At 55.5% G+C, this 17,764-nt stretch carries 11 protein-coding genes; 6 read left to right on the top strand and 5 right to left on the bottom strand.

Annotation, left to right across the window (positions count from 1 at the left end; all coding sequences use genetic code 11):
* The first annotated feature begins 193 nt into the window (after positions 1–193).
* The 4 genes from glgX to QWJ10_RS16395 are packed head-to-tail and all read left to right on the top strand — an operon-like array spanning position 194 to position 5,431.
* On the top strand, positions 194–2,392 hold the full coding sequence (gene glgX, locus QWJ10_RS16380; RefSeq protein WP_197870664.1) for a glycogen debranching protein GlgX: 2,199 nt from the start codon (positions 194–196) through the stop codon (positions 2,390–2,392).
* Entirely contained in the window at positions 2,389–3,150 is a 762-nt protein-coding gene (locus QWJ10_RS16385) for an endonuclease/exonuclease/phosphatase family protein (RefSeq protein WP_019365610.1), read from the top strand. The genes glgX and QWJ10_RS16385 overlap by 4 nt, the downstream gene beginning before the upstream one ends.
* A complete protein-coding gene (gene clsB, locus QWJ10_RS16390; RefSeq protein WP_019365609.1) occupies positions 3,147–4,391 on the top strand; it encodes a cardiolipin synthase ClsB in 1,245 nt (414 codons plus the stop codon). The genes QWJ10_RS16385 and clsB overlap by 4 nt, the downstream gene beginning before the upstream one ends.
* A gap of 32 nt (positions 4,392–4,423) precedes the next feature.
* Positions 4,424–5,431 (top strand): YbhN family protein, encoded by a 1,008-nt coding sequence (locus QWJ10_RS16395; RefSeq protein ID WP_019365608.1) that lies wholly within the window; start codon positions 4,424–4,426, stop codon positions 5,429–5,431.
* Positions 5,432–5,446: 15 nt separating this feature from the next.
* Here the strand turns inward: QWJ10_RS16395 and QWJ10_RS16400 are convergent, their stop codons facing one another.
* From QWJ10_RS16400 to QWJ10_RS16420, 5 genes are all read right to left on the bottom strand, one after another.
* The gene (locus tag QWJ10_RS16400) at positions 5,447–6,172 is read right to left on the bottom strand and encodes a polysaccharide lyase family 7 protein (RefSeq protein ID WP_197870666.1); all 726 of its coding nucleotides are present in this window, start codon (positions 6,170–6,172) and stop codon (positions 5,447–5,449) included.
* A 199-nt stretch (positions 6,173–6,371) separates the two neighbouring features.
* Positions 6,372–8,603 carry a 1,4-alpha-glucan branching protein GlgB gene (gene glgB / locus QWJ10_RS16405; RefSeq protein WP_289928053.1) on the bottom strand — a complete coding sequence of 744 codons (2,232 nt, stop codon included), beginning with the start codon at positions 8,601–8,603 and terminating at the stop codon, positions 6,372–6,374.
* Positions 8,600–11,932, bottom strand: coding sequence for a maltose alpha-D-glucosyltransferase (treS, locus tag QWJ10_RS16410; RefSeq protein ID WP_010798376.1), 3,333 nt, complete (start codon positions 11,930–11,932; stop codon positions 8,600–8,602). The genes glgB and treS overlap by 4 nt, the downstream gene beginning before the upstream one ends.
* Positions 11,933–11,950: 18 nt before the next feature.
* Complete coding sequence (locus QWJ10_RS16415) at positions 11,951–13,954, bottom strand: alpha-1,4-glucan--maltose-1-phosphate maltosyltransferase (protein WP_289928055.1); 2,004 nt, start codon at positions 13,952–13,954, stop codon at positions 11,951–11,953.
* A gap of 277 nt (positions 13,955–14,231) precedes the next feature.
* Entirely contained in the window at positions 14,232–15,248 is a 1,017-nt protein-coding gene (locus tag QWJ10_RS16420) for a zinc-dependent alcohol dehydrogenase family protein (protein ID WP_289928057.1), read from the bottom strand.
* A gap of 179 nt (positions 15,249–15,427) precedes the next feature.
* Between QWJ10_RS16420 and QWJ10_RS16425 the strand changes: the two genes are divergently transcribed.
* Entirely contained in the window at positions 15,428–16,342 is a 915-nt protein-coding gene (locus QWJ10_RS16425; protein WP_019365603.1) for a LysR family transcriptional regulator, read from the top strand.
* A gap of 169 nt (positions 16,343–16,511) precedes the next feature.
* On the top strand, positions 16,512–17,744 hold the full coding sequence (gene mexE, locus QWJ10_RS16430) for a multidrug efflux RND transporter periplasmic adaptor subunit MexE (protein WP_019365602.1): 1,233 nt from the start codon (positions 16,512–16,514) through the stop codon (positions 17,742–17,744).
* Positions 17,745–17,764: the final 20 nt, after the last annotated feature.

Consider the following 17,764-nt stretch of genomic DNA (forward strand, 5'->3'; position numbering starts at 1 on the left):
TAACCGGCATGACACACGTCCTTTCGGAACTGCCAGCATCCGGAAGCCTCTATACCTATGACGTACAAGAAGGTCCGGAAACATCACGTTACCGGATGGTTGAAAGTACCTCGCTCCAGACAGAGCCGGTACCGTTACCTCAATACAGGCAGCACCTGGTTGAGCTCTAAGACATAGACCTGAGTCGATTACTATGAGCGCTAACAAGCCTAGCGATAGTTCTGAGAAGACCCAAAACGCTTTCGTCAACCGCACGACATCCCGCATTCGCGAAGGACTGCCCTATCCCCTGGGAGCCACCTGGGACGGCTCCGGCGTCAACTTTGCCTTGTTTTCGGCTCATGCTACCAAGGTTGAGCTTTGCCTGTTTGATCAGGATACCCTTGAAGAGATCGAGCGCATCGAGTTGCCCGAGTACACTAATGAGATCTGGCATGGCTACTTGCCTGACGCACGCCCAGGGACGCTGTACGGTTATCGTGTACACGGCCCCTATGAGCCAGAGGCAGGCCATCGCTTCAACCACAACAAGCTACTGATCGATCCCTATGCCAAGCAGATCGTAGGCGAGCTTGAATGGAACGATGCGTTGTTTGGTTACACCATTGGCCATCCTGACGGTGATCTCTCGTTCGATGAACGCGACAGTGCACCTTATATGCCTCGCTGCCGCGTGATCGATCCGGCCTTTACCTGGGGCACTACAGAGAAGCCCAAGGTACCGTGGGACCGTACTGTCTTTTACGAGACCCATGTCCGTGGTTTCACTATGCAGCATCCTTCAGTGCCGGAAAACACCCGCGGCACATTCTCCGCGTTCCACGAAAGCGATGTTGTAGATTACATCCGTTCGCTGGGTGTGACGTCCGTCGAGCTGATGCCAATCCACTACTTCTTGGATGACAACCATCTGCTTGAGAAAGGGCTGCGTAATTTCTGGGGTTATAACACCCTGGCCTTTTTTGCCCCTCATGCCCGTTACATGGCCAGCCAATCCATCGGCGAGTTCAAGATCATGGTCGCGCGGATGCACAAGGCTGGCCTTGAAGTCATTCTCGACGTGGTCTACAACCATACAGCCGAAGGCAATGAGATGGGCCCGACTCTCTCGCTCAAGGGGATCGATAACGCCAGTTACTATCGTCTGATGCCGGATAATCCCCGGTATTACATTAACGATACCGGTACGGGTAATACACTCAACATGAGTCACCCTTGCGTATTGCAGATGGTGACTGACTCCTTGCGCTATTGGGCAACCGAGATGCGTGTGGATGGTTTCCGCTTTGACCTTGCTACCATCCTGGGCCGTGAACCCCATGGTTTCGACGAAGGCGGCGGTTTCCTCGATGCCTGCCGTCAGGATCCGGTACTCAATCAGCTCAAGCTTGTTGCCGAACCCTGGGACTGCGGTCCAGGCGGCTATCAGGTGGGTAATTTCCCACCCGGCTGGATGGAGTGGAACGATAAATTCCGCGATACGGCACGGTCCTTCTGGAAAGGCGATGACGACAAACTTGGCGACTTTGCCAAGATCGTTCTCGGCTCGGGTGATCAATTCAACCAGCGTGGCCGCAAGCCAGCGTCGTCAGTCAACTTTGTCACTGCTCACGACGGCTTTACCCTCAACGATGTAGTGTCCTACAACGACAAGCACAACGAAGCCAATGGCGAGGGCAATAACGACGGCCATTCAAATAACCTGTCCTGGAACTGTGGCGTAGAAGGTGAAACGGACGATCCGGAAATCATCGACCTGCGCTACCGCCAGATGCGTAATTTCCTGGCAACCCTGTTTTTCTCCCAAGGCACACCGATGCTGTTGGCGGGTGATGAGTTCGCGCGGACGCAAGGCGGCAATAACAACGCCTATTGCCAGGACAGCGAAATCGGCTGGGTAAACTGGGATATCAAGGAGCGCAGTGCTGAGCTTCAGGACTTCACGCGCCGACTCATCGAGCTTCGCATGAAGTATCCGTTACTACGTCGTAGCCGCTTCTTTACTGGCGTATACAACGAAGAGCTGGATATCAAGGATGTGACTTGGTTAATGCCCAGCGGTGAAGAAATGGGCATGGAACAGTGGCAGGACGGCAGCAATCGCTGCATGGGCATTCTGCTTGACGGTCGTGCGCAACCTACAGGGATTCGCCGTGCCGGCTCTGATACGTCGCTTCTGATGATCGTAAATGCCCATTACGATATGGTGGATTTCACATTGCCCGAAGTGCCTCAAGGTGAGCACTGGGTTTTGCAGGTTGATACCAATCAACCTGATTTGTTGGAAACCGGCGACACCTTTGCGTTTGGCGATGTCTATCAAGTAACAGGACGGTCATTTCTGTTGTTCGAATTGACCAAGCAAACCAAACGGAGGAAGCGTCAAGCATGACGAACGCAACAAAGGGTTTCTCGTTCAAGATCCTCACTATCAACACGCATAAGGGCTTTACGTCCTTCAACCGCAAGTTCATCTTGCCGGAGCTGCGTGATGCGGTGCGCACGACATCGGCTGATCTCGTGTTTCTGCAAGAAGTGTTGGGTACGCACGAGAAACACCCGTTGCGCTTCGAAAACTGGCCAGCGGCGCCGCAGTATGAGTTTCTGGCTGATTCCATGTGGACCGATTTCGCCTACGGGCGAAATGCGGTCTACCCGGATGGCCATCATGGCAACGCTGTACTGTCCAAGTTTCCGATCGTGACGTACCAGAACCTGGACGTGTCCATTACCGGCCCGGAAAAGCGCGGCTTGCTGCATTGTGTGTTGCGCGTTCCGGACCATGACGTTGATATCCATGCGATCTGTTGCCATTTGGGGCTCAGAGAGAACCACCGTCTGCAACAGCTGAAACTGATGTGCAAGCTCATTGAAAATCTGCCGGAAGATGCGCCGCTGGTTGTTGCAGGTGACTTCAATGATTGGCGCCAACGCGCCAGCGATGTGCTCAAGGCGGGCGCAGGACTTGAGGAAGCGTTTCTGAACGCCAACGGGCAACACGCTAAGACATTCCCAGCGCGTATGCCCATGCTGCGATTGGACCGGATCTACACACGCAACCTTACGGTGCGTACCCCTGAAGTCTTATCCAACCGCCCTTGGTCTCACCTGTCCGATCATGCCCCGCTGGCTGTGGAGTTGTGTGTATGAATCCGCAATGGCGAGACGGCAATCGAATTCAGCTCCTAGAGAATGGCGAAGAATACTTTCCCCGGGTATTTGAAGCTATCTCCCGGGCCAAGCGGGAAATCCTGCTGGAAACGTTCATTCTGTTTGAAGACAAGGTAGGCAATGAGCTACACCGTGTACTGATAGAAGCAGCCCGGCGTGGCGTACGCGTTGAGGTCACGGTGGATGGCTACGGTTCGGCGGAATTGACCAAGGACTTCCTTGATAAACTCGTTCTTGCCGGTGTTCGCTTCCGCTTTTACGATCCGCGTCCCCTCTTCATGGGGCGTAGGACCAACCTCTTCCGCCGTCTTCATCGCAAGATCGTTGTCATTGATGCTGAGATCGCCTTTGTTGGAGGCATCAATTTTTCTGCTGATCATCTGGGTGACTTTGGTCCTACGGCCAAGCAGGACTACGCAGTAGAAGTTGAAGGCCCCATCGTAGCCGATATTCATCGCTTTAGCCTTGAGGCTCTGGGCAATAGCGAAGAGCCTCGTCGCTGGTGGGGTCGACGCCGCAATGAGCCTGCTCGCAACGACTTCCCCGGTGATGCACAGGCACTGTTCGTCTACCGAGACAACGAAGAGCATCGTACAGATATCGAGCAGCACTATATCGAGATGATGCGAAGCGCCAAGCGTGAAATCATCATTGCCAATGCCTATTTCTTTCCCGGTTATCGCCTGTTGCGTGAGCTGCGAGATGCGGCCCGGCGTGGCGTGAAGGTCAGACTGATCGTCCAGGGCGAACCGGATATGCCGATCGTGAAGGTCGGTGCACGGATGCTTTACAACTACCTTGTACCTGAGGGCGTTGAAGTTTATGAATATTGCCGCCGCCCTCTACATGGCAAGGTGGCGCTGATGGACGATTATTGGGCTACGGTGGGCTCCAGCAACCTAGACCCTTTAAGTCTTTCTCTTAACCTCGAATCCAATCTCATCTTCCATGACCGAGCCTTTAATCAGGTCTTGCGTGGTCGGCTCGAACAACTCATGGCGCAGCATTGTCAGCATGTGGACATGACCAAAGTGCCGCGCAAGACCATCTGGCACTTGGCCAAAACCATGCTGGTGTTTCACTTCCTTCGGCACTTCCCTGCCTGGGTAGGCTGGTTACCGGCACACACCCCTAAAATAGCGTTGGTCGAACCGCCCGCTCAATCGCATCTTGAACGATCCGATGTAGCAGATCCGGAACGTGCGAGGACTCATACATGACCGCCACTCTAAGGCACTCTCAGGATGCCTCCGTGAAGTCGAAACCTTCTCCCAAAGGTAAAGTGTGGCCGATCGCCAAGAGGCTTCTGACCTACGCTTTTTTCATTGCCGTTACTGTTCTACTCGTGATGTATGCCCGGCAGGTGAACTGGGTGCAGGTCTGGCATTCCATTCGCCAGTATGGCTGGACCGCTATCCTCATGGCCGTGGGCCTGGTTGTGGTCAGTTATATCATGTATGGCTTTTATGACCTGATTGGGCGAGCCTACTGCAGGCACAAGCTGGGCAAACGGCAGGTGATGATCGTGTCGTTTATCTGTTATGCCTTTACTCTTACGCTCAGTACATGGGTAGGCGGCATTGGCTTGCGGTACAGACTCTATTCTCGCCTGGGTCTGGAAAGCGGCACCATTACCCGTATCTTCAGCCTAAGCCTGGCGACTAACTGGCTGGGCTACATCCTGCTGGCAGGGATTATCTTTACAGCAGGGCTGGTGAAGATTCCGCCACATTGGTACATCGGCAATATGACGCTACGGATGATAGGCATTGGCCTCGTCACCTTTATTGCTGTCTATCTGCTGTTTTGCCAGTTTTCCAAACGTCGCTCATGGACCATCAAGGGGCAGGACCTTAATCTGCCTTCCCTGCGCATGGCCTGTATTCAACTGGTCGTCTCCTCCATCAACTGGATGGCAATGGGTGCCATTATCTATGTGCTGCTCGGACAGAAGATGGATTATGTGTTTGTGCTGGGCGTCCTGCTCATCAGTAGTTTTGCTGGTGTCATCACGCATATTCCAGCCGGGATCGGAGTGCTGGAAGCAGTTTTCGTGGCCTTCATGGGGCATGAACTGGATCATTCCTACATTATTGCGGCGTTACTTGCCTACCGAGCCATTTATTTCATCGCTCCGCTGCTGATTGCCATTGTTGTGTATTTCTTCATGGAAAGTCGCGCTAAGAAAATCCGGGCACGAAACGAGGCCAAGATGGAAAAACAGGACGAACAGGCGCAGGCCAAAGGTCCGGCAGCCTGACCGGCTGCCGAATCCTTATCGGTTGTTAGGTTGATGCATGGTGACCAATCGGTTGAAGGTCACCTTACCCCCTTCGGTAGAAGGTCCCTCCTTGTCCTCCACATAAGCGCCCGCCTTAAAGTAAAGGTGGTAACTTGCCCAGCGCTGATCCAACTGTACAGACAGCTCCCCGTTTCCGCGCCCATGTGTAAAAAGCCTTACGCTCAGCACACCGGTCCGACTCAAGCGCAACTCATAACTGAACGGACCGTCCAATGGAATATTGCGTAGCAGAATTTGTGGCGGAATCTTGAGGGTGTCCGGCTTGGTACGAATCAAGGCCTCAACCTGTCCAGTGACAGGCGTTTTCCCCTCCATGGTAGGGTCCAGACGATAACGCAGGCTGATCAATGCTGAGTCCGGTGTACCCTGACTATCTCCCACCGTACGGATCTGTCCGATAATCATCTTGCCACTGGAAGGCACTTGATTAACGCGCAGGTCAGCCTGCATCAGGCTGACGGAGTCTTCGTATTTCCAATTGTATTCACTGCCATCCGGGCGCGTTTCCCGAAGCTCAGTACTGGGATAATTGAGTTCCGGCGCATAACGTCCTGTTACGGGAGCCCAGAGGGTCACGCTACCATCGGGAGTACGATAAAAGTAATCACTGCGGTAGTTGCGATTGAGTACATTGGTCTCAATAACAACAGGACTGGATGGCTCGGGAATTGTCAGATTCCACTCTGCCAGATCTACCATGTGAGTCCTCCCTGATTACCTATAAAGACCCTGATCCGGTGCTACTGCATTAGTAGAACCCATAGCGTGTCAATAAAACGTGAATGATGCAAACAGCCGCTTAACAACCCCGACAGCAGTAAAATATCAGCCTCTTTCACCAGTCAAAAAACGCAAGAAAAACGGCGCGTTAAGCGCCGTTTTCTTTTTTGTCTTCCGATCAATGCTCGGGTCGAGTGCCAGGTCTCAGGATAACAACACCCAATGGCGGCAACTTCAGATTCAAAGAGGCTGGCTGGCCATGGCTAGAGGTTTCGTCGGCCATGACGGCACCGCTATTGCCGAACCCACTCCCACCATAAATATCGCTGTCGCTATTGAAGAGCTCCAGCCACTGCCCCCCTTCGGGAACGCCTATCCGATAGTCGCTACGGGGAACGGGCGTGAAGTTTCCAACAACCAGCAGGGGCCGCTTCTGTGAGTCGAAACGCAACCAGGCGAATACGCTGTTGGCAGAATCATCACCTACCAGCCACTGGAAGCCTTCCGGTTCGCAGTCATGCTCGTGCAGCATGGGCTCTGCCCGGTATAACCGGTTCAGATCCGCTACCAGCTTTTGTACACCCTGGTGGTTCTGATGCTGCAGCAGGAACCAGTCCAGTTCGCGGTCGTGGCTCCATTCACGCCATTGACCGATCTCGGACCCCATGAACAGCAGCTTCTTGCCCGGATGCGTCCACATGAAGGACAGGTACGCACGCAGGTTGGCAAACTTCTGCCAATTGTCACCGGGCATCTTGTTCAGCAAAGACCCTTTGCCATGCACGACTTCATCATGGGAAATAGGAAGAACAAAACGCTCGGAATAGGCGTATACCATACCGAAGGTCATGTTGTGATGGTCGTAACGGCGGTAGATCGGATCACGCTCGATGTAATGCAGCGTGTCATGCATCCAGCCCATGTTCCACTTGTAGGAGAACCCAAGACCGCCCTCGGAGGTAGGCTTGCTGACACCAGGCCATGCGGTGGACTCCTCTGCAATCATCAACGCACCGGGCGCTTCTTCATGCACCACATCGTTCAAATGGCGGAGAAAATCGATTGTCTCGAGGTTCTCGCGGCCGCCATATTTATTGGGAATCCACTCGCCCTGCTTGCGGGAATAATCGCGGTACAGCATGGATGCAACCGCATCCACACGCAGGCCGTCTATATGGAAATGCTTGAGCCAATGCAGCGCAGACGACAGCATGAATCCGTGTACTTCATTGCGCCCAAGGTTATAGATGTAAGTGTTCCAATCCTGATGGAAACCTTCGAAAGGATGCTCGTACTCATAGAGTGCTGTACCGTCGAAACGCGCCAGTCCATGGGGATCCGTCGGGAAATGCGCGGGTACCCAGTCGAGAATTACACCGATGTGCGCCTGATGGCAGGCATCTACGAAGGCTGCAAAGTCAGCCGGCGTGCCATGACGAGAGGTTGGAGCGAACTGCGACAGTGGCTGATAGCCCCATGATCCACTGAACGGGTGCTCCATCACAGGCAACAGCTCGATATGGGTAAAGCCCATCTCCTGAATATAAGGAATCAGCTGTTCAGCTAGCTCCCGCCAATTCAAGATACGACCATCGTCGCCACCGTCACGACGCCACGAGGTAGAGTGCAGCTCGTATACCGAGAACGGCGCATGAACAGACTGGCGCTCCTTGCGCTGCGCCATCCAATCATCATCATGCCATTCGAACGGAGCCGGATCAGCCACTACCGAGGCGGTGCAAGGCGGTAGCTCCGTTGCCAGGGCGACTGGGTCAGCTTTTAGGGGCAATAACCCATGCTGGCCAAGGATTTCGTACTTGTATGAGTCACCCGGCTTGATACGGGGGATAAACAATTCCCATACCCCTGCCCCGTGCCGTAGGCGCATTGGGTGACGGCGACCGTCCCAGGTGTTGAAGTTACCCACTACGGAAACCCGACGTGCATTAGGTGCCCACACAGCAAAGCGTACACCCTGAACACCATCGATCGTCATCGCTTGAGCACCCAGGCATTGGCCCAGCTGACGATGCTTACCCTCATTGATCAGGTAGATATCGACATCGCCCAACAGCGTACCAAAGCTGTAAGGGTCTTCTGTCTCCTGTACGCCACTGGGCCAGCGGATCTTGAAGAAATACGTTGCCTGATAGTCCAGGCGGGCATAAAACAGCCCGGGAATCTGCCCGGCTTCCATATGGGCCAAGTGGCGACCGCTCTCACGCTCGACTAGCTCGACACCCAGCGCATTGGGTAAAAAGGCACGAACCAGAAACCCGGTACCATCCGGGTGAGGCCCCAAGATGGCAAACGGGTTGCCATGTTCTCCGCGAGCCAGCGCGTCCGCCTCTGGAGCAGATAGCTGGGCGTAGTCTGGTTGGTGGTTCTGGGGTGCTACGGCTTGAGTCATCCTTTTGCTCCCGAAATGAGCGAATCCACAATGGCGGCTACGCCGCGCAGCGGAATGTTGATCCAGTTAGGCCGATTGGCCGCTTCATAACCAATTTCATAAACGGCTTTCTCTAGCGTATAGAGATCCAGCGCTGCCTGCTCACCACGCTCGCTCCACTCATGGGCGATACCGGCAGCAGCCTCACGATAAGCCTTGAGGAAGGCAGCGTAAGCCGTTGTGCGATAGGTCTCTGCTGCCTGTCGCCGTTGACGCATTGCCTCTTCCGACGTATCGGCACCACTGTTACTGCTCATGGTGATCATGGCCGCCGCATAGTCAAAGGATCGCAGCAGACCTGCCACGTCCTTGTGCGGACCGTACTTGGCACGACGCTCGTCCAGCGAACGGGCAGGCTCACCTTCAAAGTCGATCAGGTAGGCATCGTCCTGAGACACCAGGACTTGCCCAAGGTGCAAATCTCCGTGAACACGGATGCGCAAGCCACCCGCTACGTCTTCGGCAAGAGCTTCGATACGCTCCCCAAGTTCCTTGCGCTGAGACACCAACTTGTCAAGGTGCTGGGTGCTGGCGCTATCCAAGGAGGCGCGTTTGTTCTCAAGCGTATCCAGCGCAGCGTCAACCTGCTCTCGTACACGGTGAGCAAACGTACGCGCGGAGTCTGCATCGATCTTCTCGGGTGCAAACGCAGCGTCATCGGTGTCCTGGGCAAGCAAGGTGTGCATTTCACCCAGGCGCTGCCCCAGAATGGCGGCAAAGTTTTCCAGATCGGACATGGCAGTGAACTCGTTCTCCACCTCTGACAGACCTGCCTCCAACATGTCACGGGTTACCTGGTCCAGCTTGTCCAGCGTCCACTTCCAGGCATCCCCCTGGTTATGGATCTGAGGCTGCACCAGCATGAGCACATTGGGTGTGCCCTCTTCGTTGTAGCGTGTTACCTCACCCAGCAAGGGCGCCATGTTGGCAAAGCCTTTGTCCGTCAGGAACCGACCCATTTCGACTTCAGGGTGAATACCTGTAGCTACCTTCCGGATCAGCTTGAGCATGTACTTGTCGCCTACAATGAGCGAACTATTGGACTGCTCCACACCCATGTGCCGAATTTCAGTTTCATCGGTTGTAGTGAAGTTCTCGACATCCATGTACGGCTGGAAGCGGATTTCACCTGCAGGCGACTTCAGTACGGCCTGATCCTTGAAGGCCTTGAACACCCCATGCACAAAGCTAGTCAGCGTAAAGGCATCGGTAACCAGACCTACGTTGCGAACATGGCGAATGCGGGACATCGCCAACTGGGTAGCCAACGGACTGCAATGCTGGTCACTCTCGGCCAAGAAGCCCAACGGCAAGGCATAATGTTCCTGGCCCTTGGCATTTTTCACGCAGACTTCCATGAACAGCACGGGGAATTTCGGCGTTGGAATTTCCACAGCGTACATAAGGGTGACCTGCTGGATCGCCTCGTCCTTGCTACCGAACCAGCGGCGCTTGGGCAGATACAGCGGCAGGATTTCCTGCTCAAGAGCCTTGCGCGGCGTACCGCTGAGCAACTCTTGCAGATTCTTTTTGATGACGAGCGTTTGGAAGTCAGGCATGGTTTCTGGAGGCTCGGAGTGCCACGCAGGCATCTGTTCATTGCCTGCGAGGTAGAACCAATAAAATCCGTACGGCTGAAGTGTCAGCATGTAAGGCAGTTGGCCAATGGGCGGAAAGGCACTGCCTCCCAGCATTTCCACGGGCACCTTGCCTGCCATGGATGACAGATCCAGTTCGACGGCCTGGGCAGCACGCGACACGTTGGCAACACAGAGAATGGTCTCGTGCTCGCCTTCGGGCGTAGTGTAGTCACGCAAATACGCCAGAATACGGCGGTTGGTTGGCCGGAGCATCTTCATGGTGCCGCGACCAAAGGCTTTCTGTTGCTTGCGCACGGCCAGCATGCGGCGCGTCCAGTTCAGCAGCGAATGAGGATCGCGCGCCTGTGACTCTACGTTGATCGACTGATAGCCATATAGCGGGTCCATTACCACCGGTAGCACGAGGCTGGCCGGATCGGCACGGGAGAAGCCACCATTGCGGTCGACCGACCATTGCATCGGCGTACGTACGCCGTCTCGGTCGCCCAAGTGAATATTGTCGCCCATGCCGATTTCATCGCCGTAGTACATCGTAGGCGTACCTGGCATGGAGAGAAGCAGGCTATTGAGCAGTTCGATCCGCCGGCGATCCCGCTCGAGCAGCGGTGCCAGGCGACGGCGAATCCCCAGATTGATGCGCGCGCGCCGGTCCGAGGCGTAAAAATTCCACAGATAATCCCGCTCCCGGTCAGTCACCATTTCAAGCGTCAGTTCGTCGTGGTTGCGCAAAAAGATCGACCATTGACAGTTCGCTGGAATTTCAGGGGTCTGACGCAGGATATCGCTGATAGGAAAGCGGTCTTCCTGGGCGATAGCCATATACATGCGAGGCATCAGAGGAAAGTGGAAAGCCATGTGGCACTCGTCACCTTCGCCAAAGTACTGCTGCGTATCTTCCGGCCACTGATTGGCTTCCGCCAGCAACATCCGGTCCGGGTAATTCGCATCGATCTCGGCACGAATCTGTTTGAGTACCGCATGGGTTTCGGGCAGGTTTTCGTTATTGGTGCCGTCACGCTCCACCAGATAGGGAATGGCATCCAGACGCAAGCCATCGACGCCCATGTCCAGCCAGTAGCGCATGATCGAGATCACCGCTTTCATGACCTGAGGGTTATCGAAGTTCAAGTCAGGCTGGTGCGAGTAGAATCGGTGCCAGTAATACTGCTCAGCGACGGGATCCCACGTCCAATTGGACTTTTCGGTATCCAAAAAGATGATCCGCGTACCGTCGTACTTCTTGTCATCATCTGACCAGACATAAAAGTTGCGCGCCGAAGACCCTTTCTTCGCCTTGCGTGCACGCTGAAACCAGGGGTGATCGCTAGAGGTATGGTTGATTACCAGCTCAGTGATGACCCGCAATCCCCTTTTGTGCGCCTCGGCAATAAAGCGCCTGGCATCTGCCATGGTGCCGTAATCCGGGTGCACTCCACGGTATTCGGAGATATCGTACCCGTCATCGCGGCGCGGCGACGGGTAGAACGGCAGTATCCAAATGGTATTGACGCCCAGGCCAGCAATGTAGTCGAGCTTATCGATCAGGCCAGGAAAGTCACCGATTCCGTCGTTGTTGGAATCGTAAAACGACTTCACGTGAACCTGATAGATGACCGCATCCTTGTACCACAACGGGTCATTGATAAAGGCCGCCGGTTTGCGCGAGCGCGTTTTCTTTGGTTTCGCCATTTATAGTCTTCCTTTGGCCTAGATGGCCGGGCGGATACGCCATATGCCAAATGGCATGGAAGGATCGAGACGCGTCCATTGTGTTTTCCCGTGCCATGTCCAGCGGTGGCCGGTCATGAGGTCTTCGCCATGCATGGATGCATTATCGTCGAGTCCGAATTCCCACAAGGGGAGTTCAAAGTGGCCTTCCTGGGCGTTATGGGGATCAAGATTGATTGCCACGAGTACGAAATTGCTGAGATCGGGCGTGTACTTGCCGAACAGGATGATGTTGTCATTGAACACGTTGTAGAACTTGATCCCCAGATGTGTCTGGAGAGCAGGGTTCTGCTTGCGGATCCGGTTGAGCTGTGCAACTTCCGCCATAATGTTGCCCGGCGCATACCAGTTGCGGGGGCGCAACTCGTACTTCTCAGAATCCAGATATTCTTCCTTGCCGGGCGTTAGCGGCGTGCCTTCACACAACTCAAAACCTGAATACATGCCCCACAGGCCCGACCCCATGGTGGCCAGCGCTGCGCGAATCAAAAACCCTGGACGCCCACTGGTCTGTAGGAAAACCGGATTGATGTCCGGCGTGTTGACGAAGAAGTTGGGCCGATAGCATTCGCGCCAGGGCGAACTATTGAGCTGTGTGAAATATTCCGTCAGCTCAGCCTTTGTATTGCGCCAAGTAAAATAGGTATAGCTCTGCGAATATCCGACTTTGCCCAAACGGGCCATCATCGCTGGCTTGGTAAAGGCCTCGGCCAGGAACATGACTTCTGGGTCACGGCCACGGATATCCGCAATCAGCCATTCCCAGAACGGCAATGGCTTGGTATGGGGGTTATCGACCCGGAAAATCTTGACGCCCTGCTCCACCCAATGCCAGACCACATCACGCAGCGCGAGCCAGAGGTCCGGGACGGAATCCTTGGCATAAAAATCGACGTTGACGATGTCTTGGTACTTTTTGGGCGGGTTTTCCGCGTAGCGCATGGAGCCATCAGGACGCCAGGAGAACCAGCCCGGATGCTCCTTGAGCCAGGGATGATCAGGTGAGCACTGGATAGCAAAGTCGAGTGCGATTTCAAGACCATGGTCAGCCGCTGCGGCAACCAGCGCACGGAAATCTTCAAGCGTTCCGAGTTGCGGATGTACGGCATCATGGCCGCCATCGGGACTACCAATGGCATAAGGGCTACCAGGCTGGTCAGGGCCGGCACCCAGCGTATTGTTCTTGCCCTTGCGGTGGGCAAGCCCGATCGGATGGATCGGTGGGAAGTACAGGACATCGAAGCCCATGTCACGTACACGAGGCAGCTCACCGATTACATCGCGAAAGGTGCCATGACGCTGTGGGTCATTAGTGATCGAGCGGGGAAAGAGCTCATACCAGCTGGCGAATTGTGCCTTGAGGCGCTCAATATCCAACGGGTACTCGACGCTGTGAGTCAGATGCGGATAGGCATCGGCGTCGCGCATGTTGCGCTCAGTTTCCGAGCTAAGCAACAAAGCCACCTTGTCACCTTCGGTAGCGCACTGATCGAACCGTGCCAGCAAGGATTCCAGACCGGGCCGCACCTCGTCATCCGCACGAGTCAGGGCCTGCTCCAGATGGATGCGTCCTTCCTGCAACTCAAGTCCGATCGGCACCCCAGCGCCATATTTCTTTTCAAGTTCGTAGCGGTAACTGCCGTAAACATCCCACCACGCTTGAACGACAAATTCATGTCGAGCCACCTGTACCGGCGTGAACTCGCACAGCCACAGGTCATTGGTTTGAAGCTCCAGCGGTACTCGCTGCCAGTCTTCAGCACCCTCCACGCGCCACAGTACGCAGGCGGCCAGCTTGTCGTGCCCGTCTGCGAAAATGGTGGCCTTTACGGTGATGGGCTGGCCGGCGATGCCCTTGGCAGCGAATTGTCCGTTATCCACTGTCGGGCTGACCGACTCGATGGCAATTCTCGGTGTTTGCGACGCCGTTTCCGGGTCATAAGGTAGATATGCGAGTGAACCGGGGAGATCGGTATTCGACATCGAGCCTGACTCCTTAAAGTGCTGTTGGCTGGCTCATGCCCAGCTTCCGGCAATCGGAACATCCTTCGATGCCTTGTGGCGGGTGCGGCGGAGGGTCATAACCTCTACCGCGCTGAGCCCAATAGGTATGAAATACTGAGCCGACGCCTAAGGGAAAAGTTCAGGCTATTGATGGAGATAAGTTGCAAGCAGCCGAACGGTTGACTCGGCTGCAGCACAGGCGGGGGAAGAAATCAGACGTGTCGGGCAATGCACTGCAAGCGCACTGCCCGTCTACTTACTCAACGGTCAAGACGACCCGCCCCTTGAGGCATTCGTTTTCTACAAGCCGATGGGCTTCCACAAACTGGTCAAACGGCAACGTATGCGCAACGACCGGCTTGAGTAGACCATCCCGGGTCATTTGATTAATCACCGTCAGCGCGCGCTGTACCGCCTCGGCATGGGGCTCCAGACCAAGCTCTGGATGGCCTGTGAAATCCAGGACGCTATGCCGGAAAATCTGCAGGTGTTTCTTGAACGCAGCGCAGGCCGGAAAGGACGCCTCGTTACCACCACCCATGCCGTAAATGATCAGCTTACCCCGCGTCGCGGCAATATCACCCAGGCGGGACAGCTGCGGACCACATAGCGCATCCAGCACAAACTCAACGCCGCGGCTCTCGGTAAAACGCTCTACTTCCAGCACCAAGTCCTGTTCGTCGGTCGATACGACCTTCACAGCACCCAACCCTTTAAGCATTGCGCGGTTTTCCGACTCGCTGGTAGCCGCGATCACCTGTGCGCCCAACGCGGCCGCCAGCTGAACCACCGCCGGGCCGACGCAGTTGCTGGCTTCGGTGACTAACACCTGCTGTCCGGCCTGGAGTTGAGCCAGATCCACCAGAGCAAAATAGGCCAGGAGCAGACCGGCATAATGCACCGCCGCTTCAGCCGGCGTCAGCGTGTCAGGGTATTCGGTCAATGCCTGCTGGGGCATCAGCACCATATCACCACTGGCCGGATACTGGTTGATCGAGTGGGCAGGAAAGCTGGCCACTCGCATGCCTGGTTGGAAATGGCGGACGCCCTCGCCTACGGACACAACCTCACCCGCCAGCTCAGAACCAAACCCAGCCGGCAACGTGGCAGGCTCATCGGCCAGGTTCTGCCGCCAGAGCACGTCGCCCCAACATACGCCCAGCGCCTGTACACGCACCAGTACTTCCCCTGCACCAGGCTCAGGAGTGGGTTGGTTTTCGCAGCACAGGACATCAGCACTGCCGAACTGGTGAAAGCGAATCACACGGGACATCGCAAACCTCTTTGGTGGATTCCGTATGGCTACGGACTGTATCCAAGCTGGCGCCTCAACGCTACCCGCCCGTATCGATAGTTGTCATGAATGCCAGTGATGCAAGGCTTGACGCCGCCCTCGACTCACTACAGTCTCATGCGCTCGAACAAATGCATGGCCACGGTTAAGGGCATACCATGAATCGCAACGATCTTCGCCGAGTAGACCTCAACCTGTTGATTGTGTTCGAGACATTGATGCGGGAGCGGAGCGTAACCCGCGCTGCTGAAAAGCTCTTCCTGGGCCAGCCTGCCATCAGCGCCGCCCTTGCCCGTCTGCGCAGCCTGTTTGACGATCCATTGCTGGTCCGCACCGGCCGCACTATGGAACCTACGCCCCGTGCCATGGAGATCTTCGGCCTGCTTTCACCGGCCCTGGACTCAATCTCCTCGGCCATGAGCCGTGCACAGAATTTCGAACCGGCAAGCGCCGATCGCGTATTCAGAATAGGACTGTCGGACGACGTCGAGTTTGCCCTGCTGCCGCCCCTGCTCAGGCGCCTTCGCGCAGAGGCACCTGGAGTAGCCTTGGTCATACGCCGAACCAACTACCTGAACATTTCCAGCCAACTGGCCTCCGGCGAGATCACAGTAGGCGTTGCCTATACCTCGGAGCTGCCTGCCAATGCCAAACGCAAGACCTTGCGGCGCTCGCGCTCAAAAGTACTTCGAGCCGACTCCATTCCCGGCACCCTGACCCTGGACGATTTTTGCGCGCGCCCTCATGCGCTGGTATCGCCTGCCGGAGACCTGAGCGGCTTTATCGATGATGCGCTGGCCACGCTGGGCAAGCAGAGGCGCGTCGTGCTGGCAGTCCCCCAGTTCAACGGTCTAGGAACACTGTTGACCAATACGGATCTGCTCGCCACCGTCCCGGACTATACCGCCCAGGTACTGGCTTCCAATGGAGGCTTGCGTATCGAAAATCCGCCTTTGGAGGTGCAATCCTTTGAACTCTCCATGGCTTGGAGCGGTGTGCACGATAACGACCCCGCCGAACGCTGGTTACGCTCTCGTATACAAATGTTTGTGGGAGATCCAGACAGCTTATAGTTATGGGCTGGTATTACATAGCTAAAGATAGTCTGCTATCGATATATTTGAGGACTTTTATCATTTTGATCGATAGTTAAATTCAGGGTGTTCGATTCGATCGTATCAGCCCCTTAAGCCAGACTCCGCCGTACTTAAATTTTCCTCATTTTGCCCGGCGGAAACGAACATGGAACAGTCTTCCACTCTCTGGCGATCTTCTCTGGCATTAGCCAGCGTTCTATTGCTCAGCGCCTGCGACAACAAGCCTGATGCGTCGGCCACAGCACCAGCAAAGCCCAAGGTCAGCGCCGCTCAGGTCATCCAACAACCGATCACAGAATGGGACGAGGTTACTGGCCGCCTCGAAGCGCCCGAGTCTGTCATCATTCGTCCGCGCGTTTCGGGCTATATCGATCGGGTTGTCTTTCAGGAAGGCACCCTGGTCAAGAAAGGCGACCTGCTTTTCCAGATCGACCCCCGTCCCTTCCAGGCCGAAGTGAAGCGTCTGGAAGCGCAGCTGCAACAGGCCAAGGCTCATCTGGATCGGGCTCAGAATGAAGCGCAACGTGGCGAGCGCTTGCGCTCAAGCAATGCGATCTCTGCCGAAGTAGCGGATGCCCGCACCAGCGAAGCACTGGAAGCCAAGGCGACGCTTGCCGCTACGCAAGCCGAACTGGACGCAGCCCGTCTGAACCTGAGCTTTACTCAAGTTACCGCTCCCATTACAGGTCGCGTTGGCCGGGCCGAGGTCACCGCGGGTAACCTGGTAAATGCTGGGGAAAGCCAACTCACCACGCTGGTATCCACCGACAAGGTGTATGCCTATTTCGATGCTGATGAACGTGTTTTCCTCAAGTATTCCAACTTGAAACGCCAAGGTGTGCGGGGCGAAACCAGTCCGGTCTTTATGGGACTTTCCAGCGAAACCGGCCACCCTCACCTAGGCAAGATGAACTTTCTTGATAACCAGGTTGATCCCCGTACAGGCACCATTCGGGGACGGGCCGTATTCGAAAACACTGATGGCCAGTTTACTCCTGGGCTCTATGCAAGGCTGAAGCTGGTTGGCAGCGGTACCTATAACGCGATGCTCATCAAGGATGAGGCTGTAGGTACTGATCTGGGCAAAAAATACGTGCTGGTAGTCAAAGACGACGGCACCGTGGATTACCGCTCGGTTGAACTGGGTCCGAAAATCGAAGGGCTGCGGATTGTCCGTACAGGTCTGGCCAGCAATGACAAGGTCATCATCAATGGCCTGCAACGCATCCGTCCGGGCTCCCAGGCAGACGCTCAGATCGTACCCATGGCTGACGAGGCCACCCTGGCTGCACTCAAGCATCAGCGCGAGCTGGTAGCGAAAAGCCTGCCTCTGCCGGACAAGCCGATTCAGCTTACTGCCAACGATACGCGTCGTTAACACCGTCTAACCCTGCCGCC

The sequence above is a fragment of the Pseudomonas sp. WAC2 genome, assembly GCF_030403525.1.
Classification (GTDB): Bacteria; Pseudomonadota; Gammaproteobacteria; order Pseudomonadales; family Pseudomonadaceae; genus Chryseomonas; species Chryseomonas luteola.